The organism is Haloferax gibbonsii, from assembly GCF_001190965.1.
Taxonomy (GTDB): domain Archaea; phylum Halobacteriota; class Halobacteria; order Halobacteriales; family Haloferacaceae; genus Haloferax; species Haloferax gibbonsii.
The window spans coordinates 89,847-113,655 of sequence record NZ_CP011950.1 but is presented as its reverse complement, the minus strand read 5'-3'; the positions used below and the strand labels follow the sequence as shown (position 1 = coordinate 113,655).

General features: G+C 51.9%; 16 protein-coding genes and 1 pseudogene. 9 read left to right on the top strand and 8 right to left on the bottom strand.

Annotated elements, in window-relative coordinates; all coding sequences use genetic code 11:
- Positions 1–506: 506 nt before the first annotated feature.
- Positions 507–3,692, bottom strand: a complete 3,186-nt coding sequence (locus ABY42_RS18780; protein WP_156224487.1) for a hypothetical protein — start codon at positions 3,690–3,692, stop codon at positions 507–509.
- A gap of 77 nt (positions 3,693–3,769) precedes the next feature.
- Entirely contained in the window at positions 3,770–4,183 is a 414-nt protein-coding gene (locus ABY42_RS18770; RefSeq protein WP_050460486.1) for a helix-turn-helix domain-containing protein, read from the bottom strand.
- A 960-nt stretch (positions 4,184–5,143) separates the two neighbouring features.
- Here ABY42_RS18770 and ABY42_RS18765 point away from each other — a divergent pair.
- From ABY42_RS18765 to ABY42_RS20190, 5 genes are all read left to right on the top strand, one after another.
- The gene (locus ABY42_RS18765; protein ID WP_050460485.1) at positions 5,144–6,523 is read left to right on the top strand and encodes an AAA family ATPase; all 1,380 of its coding nucleotides are present in this window, start codon (positions 5,144–5,146) and stop codon (positions 6,521–6,523) included.
- A 609-nt stretch (positions 6,524–7,132) separates the two neighbouring features.
- Positions 7,133–7,990, top strand: a complete 858-nt coding sequence (locus tag ABY42_RS18760) for a ParA family protein (RefSeq protein WP_050460484.1) — start codon at positions 7,133–7,135, stop codon at positions 7,988–7,990.
- Complete coding sequence (locus tag ABY42_RS19935) at positions 7,990–8,427, top strand: hypothetical protein (protein ID WP_050460483.1); 438 nt, start codon at positions 7,990–7,992, stop codon at positions 8,425–8,427. The genes ABY42_RS18760 and ABY42_RS19935 overlap by 1 nt, the downstream gene beginning before the upstream one ends.
- A 108-nt stretch (positions 8,428–8,535) precedes the next feature.
- Positions 8,536–9,933 carry an ATP-binding protein gene (locus ABY42_RS18750; RefSeq protein WP_050460482.1) on the top strand — a complete coding sequence of 466 codons (1,398 nt, stop codon included), beginning with the start codon at positions 8,536–8,538 and terminating at the stop codon, positions 9,931–9,933.
- 128 nt (positions 9,934–10,061) lie between these two features.
- On the top strand, positions 10,062–10,214 hold the full coding sequence (locus tag ABY42_RS20190) for a DUF7837 family putative zinc-binding protein (protein WP_439331326.1): 153 nt from the start codon (positions 10,062–10,064) through the stop codon (positions 10,212–10,214).
- Positions 10,215–10,224: 10 nt separating this feature from the next.
- Here ABY42_RS20190 and ABY42_RS19270 read toward each other — a convergent pair whose 3' ends face one another.
- Together ABY42_RS19270 and ABY42_RS18740 are read right to left on the bottom strand one after the other, a co-directional pair.
- Positions 10,225–10,710, bottom strand: coding sequence for a hypothetical protein (locus ABY42_RS19270; RefSeq protein ID WP_082220749.1), 486 nt, complete (start codon positions 10,708–10,710; stop codon positions 10,225–10,227).
- A gap of 5 nt (positions 10,711–10,715) precedes the next feature.
- Positions 10,716–11,261, bottom strand: coding sequence for a DUF7342 family protein (locus tag ABY42_RS18740; RefSeq protein ID WP_231608428.1), 546 nt, complete (start codon positions 11,259–11,261; stop codon positions 10,716–10,718).
- Positions 11,262–11,509: 248 nt separating this feature from the next.
- Here ABY42_RS18740 and ABY42_RS18735 point away from each other — a divergent pair, with 248 nt between their 5' ends.
- Together ABY42_RS18735 and ABY42_RS20185 are read left to right on the top strand one after the other, a co-directional pair.
- Positions 11,510–11,833, top strand: coding sequence for a hypothetical protein (locus ABY42_RS18735; protein ID WP_050460492.1), 324 nt, complete (start codon positions 11,510–11,512; stop codon positions 11,831–11,833).
- A gap of 257 nt (positions 11,834–12,090) precedes the next feature.
- Positions 12,091–12,207 (top strand): annotated as a pseudogene (locus ABY42_RS20185) (DUF7342 family protein); the annotation flags it as partial.
- Positions 12,208–12,700: 493 nt separating this feature from the next.
- On the opposite strand, the gene ABY42_RS18730 reads toward ABY42_RS20185, so the two are convergent.
- From ABY42_RS18730 to ABY42_RS19605, 4 genes are all read right to left on the bottom strand, one after another.
- Positions 12,701–13,543 carry a DUF6036 family nucleotidyltransferase gene (locus ABY42_RS18730; protein WP_050460479.1) on the bottom strand — a complete coding sequence of 281 codons (843 nt, stop codon included), beginning with the start codon at positions 13,541–13,543 and terminating at the stop codon, positions 12,701–12,703.
- Positions 13,540–14,466 carry a MarR family transcriptional regulator gene (locus ABY42_RS18725; protein ID WP_050460478.1) on the bottom strand — a complete coding sequence of 309 codons (927 nt, stop codon included), beginning with the start codon at positions 14,464–14,466 and terminating at the stop codon, positions 13,540–13,542. Before ABY42_RS18725 ends, ABY42_RS18730 begins: the two co-directional genes overlap by 4 nt.
- A gap of 409 nt (positions 14,467–14,875) precedes the next feature.
- On the bottom strand, positions 14,876–16,357 hold the full coding sequence (locus ABY42_RS18720; protein ID WP_156224485.1) for a hypothetical protein: 1,482 nt from the start codon (positions 16,355–16,357) through the stop codon (positions 14,876–14,878).
- Complete coding sequence (locus ABY42_RS19605; RefSeq protein ID WP_156224483.1) at positions 16,350–17,714, bottom strand: hypothetical protein; 1,365 nt, start codon at positions 17,712–17,714, stop codon at positions 16,350–16,352. Before ABY42_RS19605 ends, ABY42_RS18720 begins: the two co-directional genes overlap by 8 nt.
- A gap of 105 nt (positions 17,715–17,819) precedes the next feature.
- Here ABY42_RS19605 and ABY42_RS18710 point away from each other — a divergent pair, with 105 nt between their 5' ends.
- Both ABY42_RS18710 and ABY42_RS19260 read left to right on the top strand, forming a co-directional pair.
- Positions 17,820–21,914: an ATP-binding protein gene (locus ABY42_RS18710; RefSeq protein ID WP_050460475.1), complete on the top strand. Its 4,095-nt coding sequence runs from the start codon at positions 17,820–17,822 to the stop codon at positions 21,912–21,914.
- A complete protein-coding gene (locus tag ABY42_RS19260) occupies positions 21,911–23,371 on the top strand; it encodes an AlbA family DNA-binding domain-containing protein (protein WP_082220747.1) in 1,461 nt (486 codons plus the stop codon). Before ABY42_RS18710 ends, ABY42_RS19260 begins: the two co-directional genes overlap by 4 nt.
- Positions 23,372–23,809 lie beyond the last annotated feature (438 nt).

Here is a 23,809-nt window from a genome sequence, read left to right as displayed (position 1 = left end):
TGGAGAATCTCTCCTCTCACTTTGACTGAGAATTCTTGTTTGGGGCACACCACCTCTCCATCGAGTTCGGGCGTGCGGCTCTGCTCCCATCCCGCCAACGGTTCAATATGTGGGGTGAAAGCGCAGACTCTAAAACTACAAATTGCGTTTCTAAGTATTATACGAATCTGCCAATTTAGAAAGATTGCTGAGATACACTCTGGGGGCGGGGTGATAGAAGGGAAATGCCACATCACTTCTGTTCGATTTCACTGTAAGTTCTTGGCTTCCAATTGCCGATGTTCGCCACCGATTTAGTGGGGGGTCTCGGTGGCCATCAGTCTGAAAAAATTTTCAACCACGACGCATCTGCTATAGCCAACAAAAAAATTTCCACCCCTTGTCGTGGATGGCCGTTTGGATGCTCCCCTGCCTCGGTTGGGTATGATTTCTGTTGCTCCCTGTGCGTTGGGCGACATCAGAAAATAATGGTCTGGAAGTTGATGCTTCAGTGGGAAACTACTAACCTATTCCTCACCCTCTCGGAACATCTCGTACAACTTCCACCCGGAGTTCGTGAGGGTCGCACCGTCGAAGATTGGCCGCGCGTCTTCTTCCCCGATTCGACGCCGACTCTTTTCTGACCCTGCCGCTTCGATCATCTCCCCAATGTTCCACATCCCGTATGCCTCAACATCGTTCGCCTCACAGAACGCTTGGTATGCTTCGTGGGCGACCGTCGTCTTCACGTAGAGGAAGTCCACAGGGCTATCCTCTGGAACCTCTTTCTCATCAGTAATGTGATACTCGGCGAACCGCTCCATCGAGTTCTCTTTGGTGAGTCCGTCGACGACGAAATCTTCCTTCGTAACGATGCGGCTGTACCCGGAGTCAACTCCGTACGTGGAGGGGAACTGTTCGACCGTTTCGTTCCACAGTTCGACGGGCAACTCTTGGCGCGTGTAGGTACTCCCACTGCGCGTCTCACGAGTGACCGTTTCGATGTCGTCGGCGGTCGCAATCCCCATGTCTTTGGCGGCGTAGATGAACGCTCCTCGCGGCACTCGATCATCCTCAGAGATGAAGTTGTGTTTGTCCTTGACGCGCACCCACGTCTGGAGGATTTCCTCGTCGGTAAAGGGTCCTTCAATATTGTTGTCTCCGCGCACTTTCGTCAGGTGTGCGAAGTAGGTCAAAGCGTTGAATGTGGCCTTCCGTTTGTGGTCGTAGGCGACCTCGTTCGAGAGCATCACGAAGTAGTTCTCGGAGTCACCGAAGTGCTTGTGCGGGTGGGGTCCACGGTAGCCTTTCGTCTTGCCCGTAATCTCTGCGAGCGAGTATCCGAACAGGTCACTTGGTCCTCCACTCGTGCTCGAACTCGCTGCGTCTGTGCCGGCGTCACCGAAGCCTTCGTCGCCCCACTCGTCTTGGCGACTGGCCACGTCGCGCTGTCGCATCCCTGCGACCGTCTGGGCGTAGTCGGGGTGCGAACGTGGGTCGAACATCGTGAGGCCCTCGAACAGCGGCGTGACGCGAGAGAGAGCGCCCTCGTCGTCGCCCACCCAGTAGGTCTCGGCGGCACGCGACTGGCTGGCGTCTCCATAGACGTCCTCGACGGCGGCGACGTGGTGGCCGAGGAGCGGGAAGCGACCGAGGCCGAGTTCGACACCAAGCGTCAGTGGGTCGGTCTCACCAACGTCGGCGTCCTTCGCGGCGAACGTACCCGCCGAGAGCGCCCCGGTCTTCTTCGAACGCCACTCGTTGTAGAGTGGGTAGGACGTGTGACCCTTGTCGCGGAGGATGAACGCCCAGTGGAGCAAGTCGTCGAACATGAAGTACATCTCTTCGGAGAGTTCGTCCGACTCCTCACGGGTGAGGTCTTCCTCTGAGGTGGGCGAGATTGGGTCGATACTCACGTCGCCGTCTGCTTCGTGCCACTCGTCGTCGCCTGCGGATGGTGGGCCGGCGGTGAACCAGTCTGGGTAGGCGTAGTCAACGTAGCCGTCGTGCCATGCAATCGACTCGTTAATCCACTGCAGGACGGGTCGCTCGTCGGGGTGGTTCGTAATTCCATCGAGGTAGTCAGCGGGGGCTTGTGGCCCCGTCTCTGCTTCGAGACGCCACGTATCAAGCAGCGTCGTCAGGCCGGGCGACGGTGGGGCTACCTCGTACAGTCGGTCGGTCAGATAATCGTCGAGGTCCACTTTGCGACCGGCAATGCGTGGGAGTTCGACCATGATACAGTCCACCCCACGCTCGGTGAGGTACGCCGCCGTCGCGAGCGCTCCTTGTTCGCCGGGGCCACCGTAGCCAATCTCCAGGGCCTCGCCGATGGGACCGCGACGAGACGCCCCTTCGTCTCGCTGGTCGCGGATGTACTCACGGAGGTCCTCACCAGACAGTTCGTTGCGAGCGACCATGCGCTCGGTAAGGTCGTCCACGTCGATGTCGGATTCATCGAGCAGGTTGAACGACGCCGCTTCGTTGTCCTGTATGAGGAGTGTCGTGGACACATCGTGTTCGGCAAGGATATCCAACAGGCGGAACTTGACGGCGTCTTTGAACTGCGTCGTCACCGGGGAAATCGCGGGCAGCCCGATTTCGTGAGCTGCGATTGCGTCGGCAATTCCCTCGGTGATAATGACTGGCTGGCCGTCCTCGATGGTTTCCACACCGAAGATGGGTTCCTCGCAGTAGTTCGCGTCGGTGAGTTTCTGCTTGAGGTACTTCGCGTCACTGCGGTAGTCGTTGGGGTGTGGGCGTCCCTTCTGGGTTCGAGACATACAGTAGCGAACCTGCCCGTCTTCGTCGTGGTACGGGAACAGATAGCGGCCACGCCACACACTGCGCACCTTCTCACGGTCGGGGACTTCCGAGAGGTCGTACTCGGGGAGGTCTTCCATCTCGACCGTCGTCTCGTGCTCGTCGCTCAGGTAGCGTGCGATACGCCCGTAGTCGGGTCGGAACAGGCCGGTCGCGATGAGTTGTTCGGGCGTGTAACCTTCATCGAGAAGGTGGTCAACACCGGCTCGCCATTTGCCGGGAATCCAGCCGAGTTTCTTCTGGTCGGCAGTGTGGTCGGTCCATCCACGTCCGATGCTGTCTCGGTCCCCAAGGTGTCGGTGGGCGCTGTGTGATTCGAGGTCCGACGTAACGAGGTCGGTTGCCTCGTCCAAATCACCGGGGAGTCCACGGGCAGGGTCCGCTCGCTGTGGCCAGTCGGGGCCGGCGTAGTATTCACGGGGCGTCTCGGGGAGTCGGAGTAACGGCGTCAGGTACGTGTTCGTCTCGCACCAGCGACACTCAGCGCTCTCGTCGGTCCATCCACGGTGGTCTCTGCAGCCGACGTGCTCGACGACGGTGACGTCCTCGGGCACGGCGCCGTGTTCGTCTTCACCGTCCGTTGCGACGTCGGCGCACTCCGCGCAGGTCACGACTTCGGCACAGTGGTCGCATCCGGGTTCGACCGCGTAGTGGTAGGTGTAGTCCTCGTCGTTGTCGTTGACGCAGGGCCGCCACTCCACGCGAGCGATATGTGTCTCGTCGCCGCATTCATCACATGGGCCAACCATGACGCAGTCGGCACACCCCTCGACGTAGGTGGGATGTGCCTCACACGCTTCGGTGTATTCGTCTCGAAGGTGGTCCAAGAGGTCGTTGAACGCGGCGTTCTTCGGGATGGGCGCATCAATCTGGTCGTGGTAGTAGTCCACTGCCGCCGTGAACGTCTTGTTTTGATGAAGGTTGTCTTGCCAGTCATCGAGACCGGGAGCTTGACCGGGGGGTTCAATTAGTGCTGTTCTGGACGGGGCGCGTTCTCGTACTTGACCATCTTCTCGGGTTTGTCGGAGATGGTCTCGTAGATCTGCTGGAGCGTCTCCTCAGCGGCGAGCAGATTGTGTCCCTCAAGGAATGTTCGACCTTCCTCGGTCAGGCCGTAGAACTTCCAAGGGTAGCCCTGTCGGCGCTGGTCGCCGTCAAGTGCGACTTCCTTGACGATGCCGGCGTCGATCAACTTCTGGATGTGCTTGTAGACGGTGGCATCGCTGACGCTGGGGTTGAGCTCCTCGAGTTCGTACATCGAAGGCAACTGCTCGGGGTGCTGGAGGATGTTGTTGACGAGCGCGAACCGCGTCTGCTGGGTGACAAAGTGGACGAGCTCGCGGGACCTCTCTCCGCCAGCGGTTCCCAGATCGGTACTCATACATCACAGTTCATAATCTGACGCAAAGTAGTTTACTCTTGAGTAAATTACTCTCGAGTAAAATTGGGGCAATAAACAATCGACGGTAGTCGAAGTTCCCGAGACGAATGGCCGTGTCGTCTTTTGGGAACCATGCGTACCAGGAAATCACGACACCCCCTCCCCGGATTTCAGATGAATTCAGCTCCAAGAGAAGTGGGGGGTCTGTCCGTGAACACTTGCAACTACAGAGTCTGAGATGGTCGATTTGCTGTTAACAGAGCGTCTCCCGTGTGAATAGTCGATGTTACTGTTCTCATGGAAAACGGATGTGTATTCCTGTTATAATATAATTAACTGTATCGGTAAAGTAGTAGTAGTAATAAGTGGCTTAGAGTCCAAATTTCAGCCAATACAGCAAATTTCTACAAAAGAGATCTTGGGTTCCTAATTGCCTTTATATACTAACCGCGAGTTTGTAAGTGGATACCAACGTAAATGTCCCATGTAGTCTCGCTTGGCCAAACTGAACACCACATTTCAGATGATTTCTCACCTACAACGACTCTAACTGGTGTTTCTTAGGACTTCGAGAAAGAGACCAATACCTCGGAACTGCTCGAATTCCCCTCTGTGACCGTGTGAATTCATCTGAAATATGGTGTGGGTGTGTCCAAGTCACTAATTCGTGTTACAGGATCTCAAGAATTCATCTGAAATATGGTGTGGGTGTGTTCTGCATCTCGTGAATAAGTCACACTATCACGAGAATTCATTTGAAATACGGTGTGGGACCTCGAGCACTCTACCTGTCTACGGATTCATCTGAAATCTGGTGTTAATTCATTTGCTTCCAATTCTGACTTTCTAAGAGACAAGTACGTTAGAATTCACTGGATAGAATCGTTTCGCTAATCATATTCTACGTTTGAGGGTGTAGTAAGGAGAAGAATTAAGGCAATTTCATCTGAAATGTGGTGCATGCCTTCAAGCACGGAGCAGACGAGAACGCTTGGCGATTACGCTGCTGAGCACGGTGCTGTCGCTCACTCTCGCTCCGGATCTCGAGATGACCCCCTCTCAGTCCTTGATGAGGTGGACCCAATCTTCGCCAATGAGAACCTCCTCCGCATTGACCATATCCCAGAGCAGGACAAGATTGTTGGGCGGAATAGTCAAATCGAGACTGTTGCTCGTCGACTGAAGCCGACAATTACTGGAGGGTCGGGTAAGGGAACACTTCTTCTCGGGAAATCTGGGTCAGGTAAGACACTCGTGACCCGATACGTCAGTCGTGAGGTTGAAGAACGAGGGATGAACAACGATGTCCGCATCGGTCGCGCCATCATTGACTGCGCACAACGGCGCTCAGAGGTTCAAACAGTCATTCATCTCGCGAAGAAGCTGAACCAACCTGAGAAGACTGGTGTCAAGATTCCTCACTCCGGCATTGCGACTGGGGCGTATTACGACCGACTGTGGACGGTCATTGACGAGCTCTACGATGCGGTCATCGTTGTTCTTGACGAGATTGATCGTCTTGCACCACCTGACGACGCGAGAAGCGTCCCTCCTGAAGAAGCTGAGGACAGCAAGCTCCTCATGCAACTGTCTCGGGCAGGGGAAGAGAACGATGTCGAGGCTAGCATCACGGTCGTCGGTATCAGTAACGACCTCAAGTATGGTGATCGGTTAGACACTCGTGTTGAGAGTTCATTTGCGCCTGATGAGATTGTGTTCCCCGCATACGACGCAAACCAACTCGGAGATATTCTTGAACGACGTCGCGACGCCTACCGACCAGGCGTTCTCTCAGACGACGTCATCCCACTCTGCTCGGCGTTTTCTGCTCAAGAACATGGGGACGCACGTCGCGCACTCGACCTCTTTCGACTTGCTGGCGAAGTCGCTCGTGACGATGATGCCGAGCAAGTTCGTGGTGAACATGTCCGAACCGCCAACGACGACGCTGAAGTGACCCGTATTCAGGACCTGATCCGTGGCTGTCCAACTCAGGCTAAGATTGCGATTGCTGCACTTGCCGCGATGGACGAATTCACAAACCATTCACATTTCAAAGCGGCAGCAATGTATCAGGTGTATCGTATGTTTGCTGAAGCGATCGGCATGAAAGTGCTTGGACAGAAGCGTATCACTGACCAACTCCGTGAGTACGAGACGTTGAAGATCATCGATATGACTCGGACGAGTGACGGATACCGAGAGGGGACATATCTCCAACTCTCGTTACTGGATGAGGCAAGTCTCCTGTTACAATCGGTTGGCCTTGACGATCGTTGTTCAAAGATTCCTATTGATTCCCGGATACGCCAGCAGATAGTCGGTATTACTAGGGGATAAATCGCCTCGGGCCAAGCCGAGACATCCGCACTGTTTTGAAACACCCCGCCTAAGGCTACCATCGCGGTCAAAGAGATCAACGACAGCCACTATTACTGGCAGTGGAAAAGAGCTGACCAAGCCAAATCTAAAGGTCCTGTCGACGACAACGAAGTAGGGTGTGAATATTTCTTGGTGGATTCTCGTGGCTGTATTGTCTCTTTTGAGACTATAGTTATATAGTATAGCTATGGTCGTTAGTTTCGCCTCACCGTGCAGGGGCGTGGTTTTGGTATAGGTGTTAAGTATAGCTATAAGATATAGTTCTCATTGTGTGGTGTGCTATTCGTCTAAGTACAGCACAAACACGAGTCGGTATAGTTGAAGAGTATAGTTAGATAATATCGCTCGGCGTTATCGGTGGTGTGTATATCTGTATGCCTAATACTAGATCTGATCGCTTATAACGCCAAATAACGCCGATGGATGCGACGAGGTATGGTTGTGATTTATCGCTGGCTTGTGTTGGTTTTCACTATAATCATACACTATAGCTATACATTATAGTTGGATGATGTCGCTATAATTTTTGACCTAGATTTATATTCATGTCTTCTGAATACTCTTGATATGCTCACCTATGCTCCCGTCTCGGAGGCTGGCGGCGTCGGAAAAACGACAACTGCCGCAACACTAGCGGCAAGTCACGCACGCGCAGGACATGATGTCCTCGTAATCGACATGGACACACAAAACGGGAGCCTCACGTACTTTTTCGGCCCTGACTATGACCGTGGGGATCCGGAGGTCGATAACCTCGTTCGACACTTGGTCGGGCGTCCGAAAGGTGATCTCCACGACCTCGCCATCGAAGTTGAAAGTGGGATCGACCTAATTCCCTCGCACAACATGCTCGAGGACCTCCACGAGTTCCTCCTCAACGAGAAACAACAGGCCGAGAACTTTGGTGAATCCTACAGTATGTACCACCAACTGCACCGTGTCCTTCGTGAAGCAGATGTCCGAGATGAGTACGATGTAATCATCGTAGACTCTGCTGGCAAGGCAGGGCCCATCCTGTACAACGCTCTTGTTGCCGTCAGGAACGTCGTCATACCGTTTGAAGCGACTGCAAAAGGACAGGAGTCGATTGAAGGGCTCGACGACCTCGTCGACGGTCTGGAACAAAGTATCGACGTTGACGTGGGTGTTCTGTCAGTCCTCCCCATTGGGTACAAAGACACACGTGATCAGCGAGAGATTCTCGAAGAACTTCGTGAAAGCGGATTCCCTGTCCCAGTCGTAATCGGAGAACGCGGCTCTTTGATGGAAGGGTGCTGGAAACAGCAGTGCAGCCCATACAAATACGTTGAGGAACATCGCGACCGAAAGCGTGACTACGAACTTGAGACGCTCAGTCAATTCGATGAACTGGCCCGCCATCTCGAGAAACAAGCTGGGCTTGAGACCCCCGAGGTGACTGCGTGATGGGACTCAAGTCCGGCTCACGAGATGCTGGTCTCGACGACTCTGAAGACGATGTTGAGCAATCTGTGGAGCAAGAACAAGGGGTCAGCGAAGCAGAAGCTGAGCCTTCTCCCGAACTCATGTCTACTGAGACAGAGGATACTGACACGGAGTCTAAAGCTGAGTCCGAGAGCGAATCCGAATCCCAGCGACCAACAATGGCTTCGATTCCGTACAAGCTCCGCCGCGACAAGGTGAACGAAGGCCGCGAGCAAGTACCATATTTCCTCCGCGAGGAGATAATCGATGGCGAGACGGAGCTTCAAGATACGCTCGAAGAATTACTGGATGAGAAGGTCTACAAATCGGATTACCGAGAGGCGGCGATGGTCGTCGCCCAGCGACACCCTGAGCTTATCGCAGAGGTACTTCGTGAATGGGGATACGATCTCCAATGACCCGTTGAGAGCTCCGTAAACGGTGGACTCTCTGACCTTTTGAGCCTGTGACCTGAGGGGTTTTCCCGAAACGAATAAGTCATTATCGTAGTAATCATTATCTAGAGTATGACCTTCTATAACCGGGTAGACGAGTTGGACGCGCTAGCTTCTGCGTTCAGGTCTCCTGGATCTGATTTCATCGTTGTATACGGCCGACGTCGTGTCGGAAAAACGGCGCTACTAAAGGAATTCTGTGCTGACCGACCACACATCTACTTTCTTGCGGCCCAAGAAGCCGAGCATCGGCAGCGTGAGAAATTTGTTGAGAAGTTCGCAGACTATTTCGACGAACGCGTCCCACGGATCGACGACTGGGATGAGGCCTTTGAGTACCTTGGAGAGACACTTCACACTGAAGATCTGGTAGTTGTCATCGACGAGTTCCCGTATCTCGTTGAGGAGAACGACTCTGTTCCCTCCTACTTGCAGGGGTTCGTCGATGAGCAACTTCAAGAGACAGATTCGATGCTGGTGCTTTGCGGGTCAAGTGTGAGCACGATGGAGTCAGAGGTTCTCGGACACGAGAGCCCGTTGTACGGACGGCGTACAGCGCAACTCGATGTACAGCCATTCTCCTTCAAACAGGCGCGTGAGGTCATCAAGTACGATACTGCAGACGCGATTCGTTCGTACGCGATAACCGGTGGAACACCAATGTACCTCACACTGTTCGACTACGGGTACTCTCTCTCGGAGAACGTACAGTCCCAGATCCTGTCGCCGACGGCGGTGTTGTACAACGAACCAGAGTTCTTGCTTCGGACGGAGCTCCGGAATCCTGCCCGGTACATGAGCATCCTCGAAGCAGTGGCACTGGGACATACGACGCCGAACGAGATTTCCGGTGCGACGGGAATCGATTCGGGCCCACTATCGAAGTACCTGCAGACACTTCGACGCCTCCGGCTGATCGACCGGGAAGTCCCTGTTACCGCGTCAGGCAAGAAGTCGAAGCGGTCACGGTACCACGTTGCGGATGAGTTTCTTCGATTCTGGTTCCGGTACGTCGAGCCGAATCGCTCCAGTATCGAAGAAGCACCGGAGGTCGTATACGACGGGACAATTGAACCTGACCTGCCGACTCACGTCGCCACTACGTTTGAAGAAGTATGCCAGGAAGCCGTCTGGGAAGGTATTCGGCGGGGCACCTTCGACCCATACTCGGCGGTCGGGCGCTGGTGGTACGGCGAAGATGAGATCGATATTGTCGGTCTCGCGCCGAACGACGACCGACTCCTACTCGCGGAGTGTAAATGGACGTCAGAACCTGTCGGCGAAGCACTCGTTGAAAGCCTCCGGGCGAAGGCAGCGAACGTTCGGTGGGGGCCAGGGGATCGAGAGGAGCGGTTCGCTCTCTTCTCGAAGAGTGGATTCGTCGATGGCCTCGAAGACGGGCTTTCCGAGAAGTGGTCACTGTTTGACCTCGAGGAGATTGACAAACTGCTAACCCCTGAACAGGGCTGACAGTATGACCTGCGTCTACGACCAAAGCTGGCGCTATAGTGACCATTTCTCAGCCAAACATCTTTGCTGTGGCATCGTGTGGACACTAGTGGAGACAGACTGTGTCACATGCGTCTCCACAATCCCCCATGACGAGTGATTCGACGGCGCTTGGTCGATGTCCTGACTGCGGCGAAGAGATCGAAGCCTATCAGTCGATTATTGAGTTCGAGGACGGCGATGGGACAACTGGCGTGTTCGCAGAGTGCTATTCATGCGACGAAGTCGTCCGTCCAGAGTGACGAACTGGCGTTACTTGTCGACAAGGTAGTCTGCGCCGTACTCCTGTTTGAATTCGTATTCCGACGGAAAAACTGGATCTGTTGTCGCCCAGATATCGTTGATTCGTTTCTCGATAGTTTGGAGAACTACACGAAGCACGTCATTCGGATCATCCGGGTAGACTGCATCGACCGCACTCTCTTCTTGCGGTTGTGGTGGTACGTGGTAGTGGTCGTGTGTGTTGTGTGTATTTGGGTGGCGGTCCCATCGACACGACCAGCGCTCACCAGCCCATTCCTCAAAATACTGAATATTGAACTCCCCATTCAGTCGAAGACGGATTTCGAGAGTAGCAGTATCCACGACGTCGGGATAGTAACTCGACTGAAGAGTAGCAACAACACGATCTTCCTTTCCAGACGGGAAGTGCTGGACGGTATCGATTACCGAGAGATCTGCGAGTCGACCACCGAGAATTCGCATCCGTTCTTCGTTGAGGTCATCTGTGCGTCCCATCGAGGTTAGGGGAACGAGGAGGCAGGACTTCCACTGACATTTGATTCGAGACGGAATTTGGCTTCTCGGAGTTCACGAAGGCGGCGAGTGACAGTTCGCCATTCACTCAGTCTATCGTACGCCTCATCGAGATCGTCGTACGTCGTCTCGGAAAGGACAACTGCCTCAGGCGAAGATTCCTCAAAGTAACTCGAGAGCTCCTGTTCTCGGGCTCGGTACTCGTCGATTGCTTCCTCGGCCGCTTCTGGTGTATTGAGCTCCCGGGTCAGTTCCGTGATACGACGGAACTCAAAGTAGGCCTCGTTTCGGACGAAGAGTGCAGGGTTGTCCGCGACTTTTTCGAGGACCCCGACTTCGACGAACCACTCAAGATGGGGACGAGCGCCTTCTTTTGTACAGTCAGCACGCTCTGCGACGTCCGCAACAGTGGTTGGTGAGGTGAGCGTCGTCGCCGCTTCGTACACACGATCTTTGACCGTCCGATTCTCGACGGCTTTGTCCCACTCATCGGCCAGATTCATTTCCGGCGGAGACGGTGTATCCTCAGTCATTGTCCTAGAGACGGATTGCACTCATATTAGTTTGCGGGTGCAAAGATATGTTTGCAATCACGTTAACATACTTTAGAGTATGATACTTTAAAGTACGATAATCCTGGGTTGGCGCTTCGACCCGTGGATGGTGAGCTGAAAAAGAGGGTGTGGGTTTGTTCTGAGTCTTAGATACGATTCGCGGCACTGACTTAACCAACAAAATTTTTGATTAGCGACTTGTGTTGGTTAACACGAGGCAGCAGCCGATGTCCTACGAACCACCAACGCCGCCGCCGAACCTCCCCACGGAAGTCGTCAACGCTCTCAATCAATCATCGCCGACCCGTCTTCGGGACGTTGCCCGCTATGCCGAAGAGCTGGCCGAACACAAGGAGCGGGAGGCTCGTCTCGAGGACGAGTCACCGGAAGGCGAGCTCGAAGAACGGTCGGACGACCTTCCAGACGATGTCCCCACGAAGGCGACGATTACTGTCAAAGATATCAACGACAACCGATACTACTACTGGCAGTGGCGAGAGGGAGACAAAATCAAGTCGAAGTATAAAGGCCCAGTCAATCCGGACGGGTGAACAAGAGACACGCTCAAGTACGGTTCAGCACCCCGTGTGCAAGATGAAAAATTGAGGAAGAGAAGACTACCCATGAAGGGCTCTTGCGTAGGGATAGTGCACATTTACATTTTGCACACTGGGTGTGTGTTCGCATAGTAGACGAGTCAGGACTTACACTCGTGACTGGGGGTGTGCGTTCGGGTAACTCCTCAAACCACACAGACGGAATATACCGTGCTAGAAAAATTGATTGCCGAGAATCACGTGGTGTGGGTATGAAACACCCACGCTCTGAGCTCCGTGCTGATGCCGAAGAGCGAACTGAAGCACCAGACTTCGATGCTTTGACCCCTCCAGAGGAACTTGTTCGTGGGGACCGAACGCGAGACGATAGGGCTTGACCCCGAAACACTCGCCTTGCTCATCTGTAAACTTAGGTTCGCACAGAGTACAGTTTTTGTACGCTCGCTTGACAAAGACCGACAGAAAAACTATCTTTGCGACAAATCAGCGGGTTCTACCGAGGAAACCTAGGCGTTGGGTCAGCGGTATAGTAGTCACTGGCTCTGTTGAGATACTATTATTTCTACAACTTTTTCGCAGGAATAGCGTTAGGTAGGTGTGCGAGTGGATTAGCTTAGACGTCAAATCCGTTTCGCCTGAGTGCCTCTGCCAGCTCCCCGTCAGGCTCAGCCGCAAACTCAACCAACGATGATTCAGGCCTTGTTGTCGTATATAAATCAGAGTCAATATTGTCAGGGATTTCGTTCGTGTGCGTCTTATCTACAACTGCAACTGATATTTTTGGTCTCGTGTCCGCGTCTTTTGACCCGCTCATTAATTGATGGTACGGGGAAACGATGTTTGGCTTTTACCATTCGAGTATCAAATTTTCTCTTGGAGGACGAGTGAGCCGTCCTCACCGTATCTTACGAGCCCGATCTGTTGGAGCCATTTAATACCAGACGTGGCTGTCTCCTCACCAACTCTCGATTCAACTGTCCGTTCGGGAACTCCTTCGTACAGGTCGTCATCGTATTCGGTTTCCGCAAGTAGTCGAATACACTGAGCGACCCGTTCACCGTCGACGGTTCGCGAGTGCAAACGTTCGATTTCATCTTGGATGTCGAATGAGTACCCTTGCTCTTTGAGACGGGCAAGTTTGTGTTTCATGGCACCGACGAACTCGTCTCGACCAATAAGCGACAACTGGGTGTGCACCTCTTGGACGATTAACTCCTCATCGATTCCTGCTTGTGCGAGTACAACCATGTCGTCGACGTCATCGTCTCTATTCGCGACCGATTTGAAGAGGAAGATATCGTCGAGTGACACCATCCGGACAGTCAACGGTCCGTCTTCGAAGAGGTGCTGGCTTCGGGCCTCCATATCGTCACTCAGCATGAGTACGCCGGCGACTTGTCTGTGGAAGACGTCGAATCGACGCTTACCGTTCTCGAGGATGAACGCCGCATCAAGTTCGTCATACTCTTGTTCGAGATCTTCTGGCGGCTCATATCCTGCCGTGGTGAGTGCTGCCCAAAGCTGCTTGAGTTCGTACTCTTCTCTGACGATGAGGTCGATGTCTTTTGTCGCGTTCTTGAGCTCTTGGAGCGTAAGAGCACCTCCTCCAATGAGGTAAACCGTGATCGGCTCGTTGATCAGGTTTGCGAGTTCGTGAAACTGTTCTCGGATCGCCGTGTATTCCAACGTCGATTCGCGGGTCATATCTCTACCTCGTAGTCACGAGCGAGCGATTCCATTTCAGACCAGGGCGGGGTTTGTGCTGAGGACTGTTCGCCTTCTGTTCGTAGGTACGTCAAGAGAGGTGAGATGATGTCTTCGACTCCGTAGGATATTGCGACTTCGCGAACATCTTCGTGGGATGTGTTGGTTGCGGTAATGAGAAGCATAGCGTACTTTCGGTGGCGAGCGTCGTTCTCGATGAGGAGTAGGTGACAGACCAAGTCGGCCGGTGAGAGTGACTCTCGACTTTCTGAGTAGAAGTAATAGTTCCCCGAGCGCGTGAAGAACTGCAGACCGTATTCGCTGAATGCATCGAGTCCTGTCAGCAGGTACTGACTGTCGTTAACAACCTCGTCTGTTCGCACAATGAACTCGTCATATGATTCCCACAGAAGTGTCCCACTCCCGATGTCGGTCTGGACTTGCATACGGTGGTGTTGGTGCCGGAGTTCTACAGCGAACTTATGAAGTCCTGAGAACTGTTCGGTGAGGCAGTATCTCGTTCCTTGCTTAACAGCTATTGCCCGGTTTGTAAGCGTCTTGAGCGTCCGATAGACGGTTGCCCGTGACACATCGGTTCGTTGGGCAAGCTCGGCTGCCGACACCGGTTCATCGGCGTGGAGGTAATAGAGGACGCGAAGCATCGACGACGTCAGCAATTCCGGGAAGTCAACGTGGGGATTGGTTGCCGTGAGGTCCTGGTACACCTCGAGGCACTTCGCAGATGTAGGGTGTATTATCGTCTCGTTGCCTACCCGTTCGCGGGTGACCAATCCCAATTTTTCGAGATGGACCACAGCGTTCGTGATGGTTCCTGGCTCATACCCCAGTTCAGCGGCAAGTGCTCGGCGCTTTTTAGGGGAATCAAGTGTCGCCATGATTCGCAACTCATTCTCCTCTAGCATGGTGTCTCAAATTGGATGTACTTGTAATAAAGCACTACATCGGATATGAGACTTTTGGTGATGATTGTTGAGAAATTCGATTGTTCTCTGCCGTAGAGAGCACACTGTATTCAAGGACAATATTGTGGCTCTGAAATTGCGTCCGACAAAGACGTTGACTGTGTCCAGATAGCCTCGCTTAGGTGGAAAAGTGAGGGTACAGTCGGTGATTGAGTCGAATAAAGATTGACCGTCGCATTCGGGACAATATTATCTGTTGTACGATACGTCTTCGTCGAGGCCAGTGTCGTAGATACTCATTGTAAGACTGAAACCCCTATATCATGACCGAAAGCAATGTGATTGTGTTATGTGTTTCACCCCTCCCTAAATGATCGACAAGGTCAATCAAATACAGATAGAATTTTAGTCAATCTGACGAGTCGACTCGGAAGATTGGGTCTGTGCCGTGTTCCCTTGATCGTGACCGATTCACCCAATCTAAAACCATCTTCTGAGTCACAATTAACAGTTCATCCTCGGCTCCATACCGGCTCTGAGTATTTGACTCAGTTGCATTCCACCTAAATAAATCCGGCATGTCAGCAATATCAGCGAACTCCGGTCGCGTATACAGTTGAGGGTCGAAAAAATAGCGGAATACGTGACGTCTATCAACTGCACCACGATTAACCGCTGAGAGAGTCAGCAACGACTGATTCAAATCCACCATTGACCGAAGAGCCTCAGCGGTCAGCACCACCATACCAGTCCCATCTGGATAATGCAGTTTAGCAGTTTCATACCAGTCGAGCATCTTGTCAGCATCAAAGTCGAATACAACGAAAAGATGGAGCTTGGTGAACGAGTGGTAGAGCTTATTCCCCTTAATCTCGTCAAAATAGTCCAACTGCTTCGAAACCGCCTCACTGTCGAAATCCGCTTTGGAAGCCGACTTCGCATCGACAATTCCATGCAGCCTTGAAATCTCCACACGATCCGGAATCTTCATCGTTGGATACCCAATCACAGCGTCCGCCACTTCACTACCCTCATTATCAACACCCCCCTGACCAACCTCCAGTTCAAAGTCGAGATAAGCAAAAGCCGCTTTGCACACCTTCTCAAACTCCGTCCAGATTGTCCGCCCGATACCTGCCTGTTCGTTAATGCTGTTCTCGCGGAGGGTCCGCAGCGTTGAAAGCTTACTTTTAATCAGCGACGGATGGTCTTCCAACTTCCACCGGATGTCTTCTTTTCCGATGCCCTGTTCGTCGAAAAGCTCCTTTTTGTACTCGTGCTCTGCCGTCAATGCCTTCACGAGTTCTTTAACGTAGTCTTCTTCGGAGAACGTGTTCAGTGTAAGCGGCAGGATGATGCCGGCGACTGCGTAGGACTCAATCAAATCATGCAGCTCTTCCACGGACTCTCTCGGGGTAATGACAATTGCTGGAACCCGTTTCTCAACTATGTAGGTAACCGCTGATTGAACCGCGTTTCGATAGTTCTTTGCAGGGCCAATCAGGCAGATTAAGAGGTCTTTCTCCGTTCGTTGGGCAGCGAATTCAGGGAGAAGCTCCGCTATTTCACCAGTTGCTGTAATATTGGCTGTATTAGCGAGGTCGTTGAGTAATGGAGAGAGTTCTATTTCATAACGAATCAGATCCTTTTCCGAAACAGTCGTTTCGTGACCTTGGGAGTCGAGGCAGACTAGTCTAAACTCCTTGTCCGAGTCCTCTAAGCCATAGAGAGTTGCTTCCCCGCCACATATAGGACACCTGTGCGATTTCGGGATTGGCTTCTTAGATATGTATTTTGTATCCAGAAGCTGCTTCGGGGCATCCGAAGAAGAAATTCTCTCTGGGTTGGACTGGAGAATCGAACTCAGATTATCCAACGTCTTTCTATTCATTTTCCTCATCGAACAGCCGTTTTAGGGTATCGTAGACATCTTGGCTTACTCCACGGAAGTCCTTCCAGTCCCCGTGGCCGACTGTAAAGAAGCTTGGACGGTCTTCATCGGGCGGGTCCATTCTGAAAGCAAGTCTGATATTCTCCTTATCCGCTTCCCGGAGCAGCGACCGTGTGGCCTCATTGAATTCCTCTATTTGTCCTCCAAAATCCGCAAATGGGCCTTCCGAACGGACTCTGAACTGTTCGATGCCAGTCGCTTGGTCGTTCTCAATATTGAAGCCGACAAACGTCGGCGTATCATTCTCCAATTGACGTTTCACACTTTTGTCTCCTTCATCTACTTCGTCGAGATTGGATTCTACATCGTCAGAGATTTCATCCATCTTGTCTTGGAGATCGCCAGCGACGTCGACATCCTCTTCGTCTTCATTAGCAGCACTCTCAGCGGATTCAATGAGTGACTCTACCAAATTCTTGGCGTTGGTAGATTGCACCCGATTCCAGTTTTCAAACCCACTTGGGTCATCGGCCAATCTTTGTAGTAAAAGACGGAACGACTTTTTCATACCACTCCGTTCCAATTTATCGAAAGTTTGGATTATCACACCATCCTCTATCTCCTTGACTTCTGCTGCAAAGGTCTTGACCGGATAAGTTGATTCCGTTGTTACCTTCGGTATATTGGGTTGGTTAGAAGTCGAGGGCTCGAAATTATACTTACTCTGCCGGTTCTGTTGTCTGAATAATTTCACCCAGAATCCATTTTCGACCAAACCGTGCCAGGCGGCTATCGTTTTTCCCTCGTTGTTTTTCTGCTGAAGGAATTGGTTGAGTCTGCTTTCTAGCTTATCACTGTTATTAATTGGGAATTTGGTTTCGAACCGGTATCGAGCGTCTGTACGTTCATGGCGAATCTGGGCACGCCCCACCATGATATCGAAGTCTGCTGAGAAAGAATCGTCAAGCGGGTCGTAGAAGGCGTCCATTGAGATGAGTAGAAGCCTTTCAAAAGAACCAGAGATATCCTTTTTATTCAATTTTTGTTTGTCGTAGCCCTCCTTTTCTAAAGAGTTGATTATACCTGTGATTGCGACCTTGCCTGGCTGAAAGTGCAGGTCGCTCATCTCGATAAATCGTTGTGCTGCTTCAGGGTATTTCGAGACAATAAATTCGGCATCTGAAGTAGAACCAAACACAGATGGGAAACCGATAAAATAGTCTTCAGGTGGTTTAGTGTCTTCCTCGCAGACATCAAGGAGATACTTGACGCCATTTCCGTCCAGTCGTCTAGCAATTCCTTTCTTTAGTTCATCTACTGAAATTCCGTTACCTTTGGTGACCTTTGGAGCTCCCATCTTATATGTTCGTTTTTTGTCTCATATCGGCTTAAACATTGGCTCGTTTGGAACAGTCGTGTCCAGGGGAAGTTTCAAAGGAGATTCTATTTTACTAATAACTCAATGAGATCTGGTGGCTCTGAGCCGGAACATTACGTTTCACGTCCGGAAATAGATGAAAAACTATTCGGACTCATTGATAATGGGGAAAGCTTGATCCATATCGCTGGGGAGCCGGGCGTAGGAAAGACCTGGGCGTTAGAGAAGGTGAACCGAGCCTACAGTGGTAGCCAGGACGTTGAGATCGCTTCAATTGGGGGTCATCTCGATGTCGAAGACTTCTTCGGTATCATCTATCGAAGTATCCTCACCCAACTTCCAGAAGACAAGAAAGAGGATGGATGGCGATTGACTGGGCTGGGTGGCAGTGCAGTTGGGTTTGGCGCAAGTGCCTCTTGGGACGCCGAATCAGCCGAAGCACCTCAAGTACAATTCCGATATAGGGACATACTGGAAGAAGCCGCCGAAATCTATCCTGCAGACCAACGCCTATTGCTCTGTATCGACGACCTTCACAAACTCAATATCAGTGAGGACGCGATACGGGATGCTATGCGAGAGGCAGCCGATCTTCTAACCCAAAACATCACTCTCATCACTGCGGGACAACTTGCAGTCAACCGATTGGACACTGCAGTCACCATCTCGACTTTCTCGGAAGAACAGACCAAATCCCTGTTACAAGACGAATTCAATCACCTCTCCGAAGACGACGCAGCGGAGATACACCAAGAGTTGCACGGTCATCCACTCTACATCGGACTACTCATCGAAGCCAACGAACCGGATGAGGTACCCGAAATACCGAAAGGAGAGGTCTACGACGAGATACAAACACGGTATCTCCACTCTCTCTCAGAAGATGAACAACGGTTCCTTCGACTCACCTCTCCCCTCCCTGAACTCAACGAACGGCTATGTGCAGCAGTCATTCCTGTCGACGATTCGTTCAGCAGCGTGGGCATTGACCGTCTACTTCGCGGACTGAGCGACCGAGTAATCACACGGGATCTCGGATGGAACGACGACAGTACCAAATCCTACCGAATTCACGACACCTTCCGTGAATTCCTTCACCAGCGGCTTGACCCGATGAAGGAAACACAGGTTCGTCGAAGCACATTCCGGTACTATAGCAAGCGAATTCGCTCACTCCTCACTACCAACGAAGTAGATATAAACACCGAGGTGGAACTCATCTTCTCTTGTCTCGACTACCTTACAAAAGATATCGAAACCGAAGAACATCAAGAACTCCGCCAGCTCATCAAATCTGGGTTCGGCCAAGACGGACTATCGTACTACCCCGCATCCCTGCTGGCGGAGGAACTCAAGACGTGGGCACCTGAAGAGCTACCTGACGACACAGTTGATGCAAACATCAGTTTGCTTCATCAACGTGAAGAACTTGCACGAGCCTTCTATGACGAGAACACACACCCCAGCTGGGGGGAAGAACTCCTCCAAAGAGGCCGTTTTAACGAGCCGGACGGCTATCTCCTCGGCTATCTGAACCAGATCGTCGACGACCAACCCGACTTCGTCCTCAGAGTTATTCAATCTGCTACCACGGCCAACCCCCACGCTCGAAGATTCTTCGCCAACATCGCCACAGATCTACCACCAGAAATAGCAGCCGTCACCACCCCAACTGTCGCAGACTGGATACGCATAACTGAAGGCGGACACGCCTTCGAATACCAAGGACTTCAACTACTCGAATACCTGTCCGAAAACGGTAGAATTGACGCGGCACTTGACATTCTCGAATCAATTCTCCACCCCAAGCAACGCGATGCAGAGGAAGAGCGACGTCAAGAGCGGCGGTTCGAACGATACAGCACCATTGAGACACTAGACGACACGTTCGACCAGTTCGCTGCGGAAGCTGGCGAAGATTTCGTCCGAATCCTTGAGGACACGCTCCGCGAGACACTCCAGTCAGAGAAAGATGAGACAGGTACGGTTCATTATGAATCAGTTGCCTACCGCAAGCCAATCAGAGCTCTCGATTACGACGAAACCAACACCGGTGAGCGAAAGCATATAATCTATACCTACCTCTCACGCGCCGCCACAGAATGGGTCGACGGTGACTTAACAGACGCAGCCCGGAAGCAGTTGTTCCAAGACTACCTCGATGATGAAAATCCAGCTTTCCGTCGACTCGGTTTCTTCCTACTGAGCAACCATCCTGAAGTTGATGTCGACCGTACTGCGTTGGAACTTCTCAAAAAAGAAAACTACCACCAAGGGAATATTCAGTTCGAGTTCTACCGGTTGCTTGAACAAGGATTCCAGCACCTGTCCAAGGATGACCAAGAAAAGATATGTCAGGTTATTTGTAACGGGCCATCGGACACCGAGCAGGTGGAACAACGAGCAGAATATTTAGCTGAGGGAAGCGACGACCCCATAGACGCGATCAAGCAACGTATCATCAAAAAGTGGCACTGCAGTCGGCTCTACCTAATCGAAGACAATCTCTCCCAGAAATATCGAGAGTATCTATATGACCTCCTTGACGAATATGGGTCGCCAGAACGTCTCCCAACAGAACCACTCGCACCGGAGAGCCACGGAGGGATAGTCAAACAGAAAGAACCCGACGAACTCAACCAGATTCCCGGCGACTCGGCTGAAGAAGTTCTCCAGTTCTTAGCCGAATGGGAACCACCCGAAGAGGAGGTGTGGGAAAGACGAGTGGAAGGCGGATTCGAAGAGGTCAGCTTTCAAGGTGTCTGTAACAACCTCAAAGAGCGTATCCGAGATTATCCGGAAGATTACACGGCTGAAATCACGCTCCTGAAAGATGTCAAACCACAGTACGCCGACATCGCGCTTAACACGTTACAAGATGTCCTTGACGACGGCTACACCTTCCATTGGGGTCCTGTACTGGAGTTATGCGAGTACATCGCAGAACATCCTGAAGACTGGAGTGACCGCTGCAGATACGACATAGCAACCCTTCTCTATAATGCGATAGTCTTGGATACGACCGATTTTCCAATGGGTCGCTTTAAACGTACTAAGCAGTTACTCTTGAATCTGGTCGCTAAAGTAGAAGTTGACCCCGATGAGCAGCCGCAAAGTTGGATTGGTGGGGTTGGGACAAGTCAGGAAGAGGCACGAAGCCGAGCCGTTGAGGCCTTGATTATTCTCGCGGTGTGGCAGCACGACGATGAAAACGGATCTACGTTGGACACGGGGATCAGGGAAGCAATCCGGACGAAACTCAGCTCTGATTCTGACCTCGAAGTTCGAACGTCGCTAGGCCGTCAGTTCGGCAATCTCTGGGCTTTAGACGAAGAGTTGGCCAAAGATGGTCTTGAGAATCTCTTCCCAACCGGCGATAGTCTTGATACGAAGCAACGGTTTTCGAGAGCTTTCAATGGCTATCTATCACGGCACGGATGCAATGGTCCGGCCTATAACCTCATGAGACCATACTACATCCACGCGATTAGAATCGTAACCGACGAAGAGGCCGATCGAGACTTCGTTAACTCCGATGGGATTGCCGGTCACATTGGTGCCTCGTATATCTTCCAAGACGAATCCCTGGATGACGAAGGCAGCCTGATACGGCGGTACTATACACAGAGCTCACCTGAATCCGCTGCAAAAGTCGCTAATGCAATCTATCGCACACTGCAAAATGGTAATGCTTTGGACGGAAAATGGGAGTACATTAGTTCGCTCTGGAAATGGAGACTTGAACAGGCCGAACAGGATATTGAGAGTCTCGAAGAGGAAGAGAAACATCGGCGTGAATTCCACCGCTTCCTTGATTGTCTGAAGAACACGGATGAGGCAGGGCTTCTTGAAGAGCAGGAGCTTCTCGAACGCTCAGTTCGGTTCATCATCCATGATTCGTTCGGCGTCCGTTCCTTGGAAGAATGGTTGGCTGATCAGTCCATCGAGTACCCTGTGGAAGCAATTTCGGTGTACGAGCAATTTACCGAAGCTTCATCACCCGATAAGTGGCCGGAAATAGTTCGTTCAAGTCAGGACGAACACCGCGAGCAACTGTATACGAACGCCGCCGGACACGGGAATTCAGCAGGCAAAACCGCCGTAAAGATAGCAAATCAATTTGCAGCGCAAGGCGAAGAGTATGATCGGAACTTCCTTGATGACCAACTCCGAAAATGAATCCTATAAGACAATCCGGAGGTGGTTCCACAATTCGTGAACCGACGGATATCCTCGTTGAGCGGTTTTTGAAGTCGCCAGGGGTGGAAGGCGAGCAACTTGAGTTCAAATCTAAGACGAAGGTCGAGTCGAATGCTGGGCGTCGAGAAGTGGTCCAAACCATCGTCGCGATGGCAAACCGATGGGGTGGAACAATCATTATCGGAGTGAATGAAGACGGAGACGCCCGCATCGAACACTTTTCAACGGATTCAGAAGCGAAACGGGATCTGATTAATCTAATTCGAGATAATACTGAACCCGACCTCTCCACAAGTGTCGAGATCGATTTCGACCACGTAGAGAACGGAAAGCACGTTCTCCGTATTGATGTCGAACGAACGGACTATGAGCTCTACAAGTTCAACAAGCAGGGGAACGATGGCTACGTCCCATATTGGCGTATAGGGGATACGACACGCGAGATGACGCGAGAGGATAGTATCGAATTTGCCGAGTCTCGCCGGAGTAGTTCCAGTCCGATAGGGTACGCTCAAACAGAGACGGTCGAATGCCTACCGAGATATTATTCACCGACCACAGATGTTCAATCACCGGACCATCGGGTCATATCTGTTAGTAATGAAGGGGTTCAACCGGTGTTCGGAGCCCAGCTCTTGTCCCACAACAAGCCACTAGTTTTCGAATTGGATACCCAGCTTGGGATTGAAACCTTAGACGAGGTGGAAGGCCTTCTTGACCGGGCTATCGAGTATCTGAGTTTGGATCCGAACTCCTTGGTTTACTCTATCCACCAGAGTACACGAGCTTGGTGCGGTAGGGGAGTTGATCGTTTGAATGCTGATTTCGAACAAATTGATTCAGTTGTCGAACAGATGCTTGGTGGTCATCCGAGGAACATTGACGACGAGATCACCCATCTCGACGATATCCGGGCAACGGTATCAATTGTTGCCGATTGTTACTTGGGGCTGTTCCATGCAGAACTATACTGGAAACACGGCCGTGTCAGCAAGGCCCGAGTCGGTGTTAGACTGGAGGACATCCCGTTTGACGACGAGTTTCTCCATGAGTTCTTTAGTAGATCTCGGTCTTCACCGACAGTATATGACCAGCGCCGGAATGCCAGGAATCACTTCGTCTTACTCGGTGACCTCGAATTGCAGAACTGTGCCCCGGTAAATTTCCAGCAAAAGAGCCCATTCACGTCATACGTAGTTGCGGATAACCCGTTCTACGGACAACGAAACGAAGTTCAACGGCAGGCTGAAGACCCGCTCCCGGAACTTCCACTGGAAAAGTTCTGTAGCCTTGAACGCATTTTATTCCGCATTTCAGACAGGACAACCAATCCAGAACAGAAGGGATTCCAGATGAAGAACGTAACAATTTGGCCAACGGACTACCTCTTCTCTCCATTTTACATTGAAGCAGAATGCAATGGTTACCTGGATTGAACTACCTACCCCGGAAGGGGCCGGGGCGTCACTCTCTACCATCTACTTGAGGACTCAGATATCGTACAGGCAGTCATCCTTCGGGACTCGCGATTCGAGCCGCTTGGTGGGCAACCATTGATTCCCTGAAAGCGTCCATGTCGCCTGATTTTACATTCGACGTATGGGGTGTGGATTGTCGCAATTCCGCCAGACACTTTCCAGACAATAGACAGGTTGATTAGTGAGTTGACCAATCTGAAACTGCTGTTGTCAGAGGCTCCCCTCCCAAACAAGTCCACGGTTTGGTCGTCCGCTGACGCCCTCATCTCTCGTGTTTTGGTCAGTGCGTAGTTCAAATTACCGTGTGGAGGATATCTTTGAAGCTAAACACGGTCTGCTTTTTCGACTACAGGTTACTCTCAGAGCACTTCTGAAGTCTCTAGGTCAGCAGTACGC

Coding starts and splice junctions, on each gene's coding strand:
- ABY42_RS19605 (WP_156224483.1), bottom strand. CDS start 17,714: ATGGGAGCTCCAAAGGTCACCAAAGGTAACGGAATTTCAGTAGATGAA.
- ABY42_RS18710 (WP_050460475.1), top strand. CDS start 17,820: ATGAGATCTGGTGGCTCTGAGCCGGAACATTACGTTTCACGTCCGGAA.
- ABY42_RS18760 (WP_050460484.1), top strand. CDS start 7,133: ATGCTCACCTATGCTCCCGTCTCGGAGGCTGGCGGCGTCGGAAAAACG.
- ABY42_RS18765 (WP_050460485.1), top strand. CDS start 5,144: ATGCCTTCAAGCACGGAGCAGACGAGAACGCTTGGCGATTACGCTGCT.
- ABY42_RS19935 (WP_050460483.1), top strand. CDS start 7,990: ATGGGACTCAAGTCCGGCTCACGAGATGCTGGTCTCGACGACTCTGAA.
- ABY42_RS19270 (WP_082220749.1), bottom strand. CDS start 10,710: ATGGGACGCACAGATGACCTCAACGAAGAACGGATGCGAATTCTCGGT.
- ABY42_RS19260 (WP_082220747.1), top strand. CDS start 21,911: ATGAATCCTATAAGACAATCCGGAGGTGGTTCCACAATTCGTGAACCG.
- ABY42_RS18730 (WP_050460479.1), bottom strand. CDS start 13,543: ATGACCCGCGAATCGACGTTGGAATACACGGCGATCCGAGAACAGTTT.
- ABY42_RS18770 (WP_050460486.1), bottom strand. CDS start 4,183: ATGAGTACCGATCTGGGAACCGCTGGCGGAGAGAGGTCCCGCGAGCTC.
- ABY42_RS18750 (WP_050460482.1), top strand. CDS start 8,536: ATGACCTTCTATAACCGGGTAGACGAGTTGGACGCGCTAGCTTCTGCG.
- ABY42_RS18735 (WP_050460492.1), top strand. CDS start 11,510: ATGTCCTACGAACCACCAACGCCGCCGCCGAACCTCCCCACGGAAGTC.
- ABY42_RS18740 (WP_231608428.1), bottom strand. CDS start 11,261: ATGACTGAGGATACACCGTCTCCGCCGGAAATGAATCTGGCCGATGAG.
- ABY42_RS18720 (WP_156224485.1), bottom strand. CDS start 16,357: ATGAATAGAAAGACGTTGGATAATCTGAGTTCGATTCTCCAGTCCAAC.
- ABY42_RS18725 (WP_050460478.1), bottom strand. CDS start 14,466: ATGCTAGAGGAGAATGAGTTGCGAATCATGGCGACACTTGATTCCCCT.
- ABY42_RS20190 (WP_439331326.1), top strand. CDS start 10,062: ATGACGAGTGATTCGACGGCGCTTGGTCGATGTCCTGACTGCGGCGAA.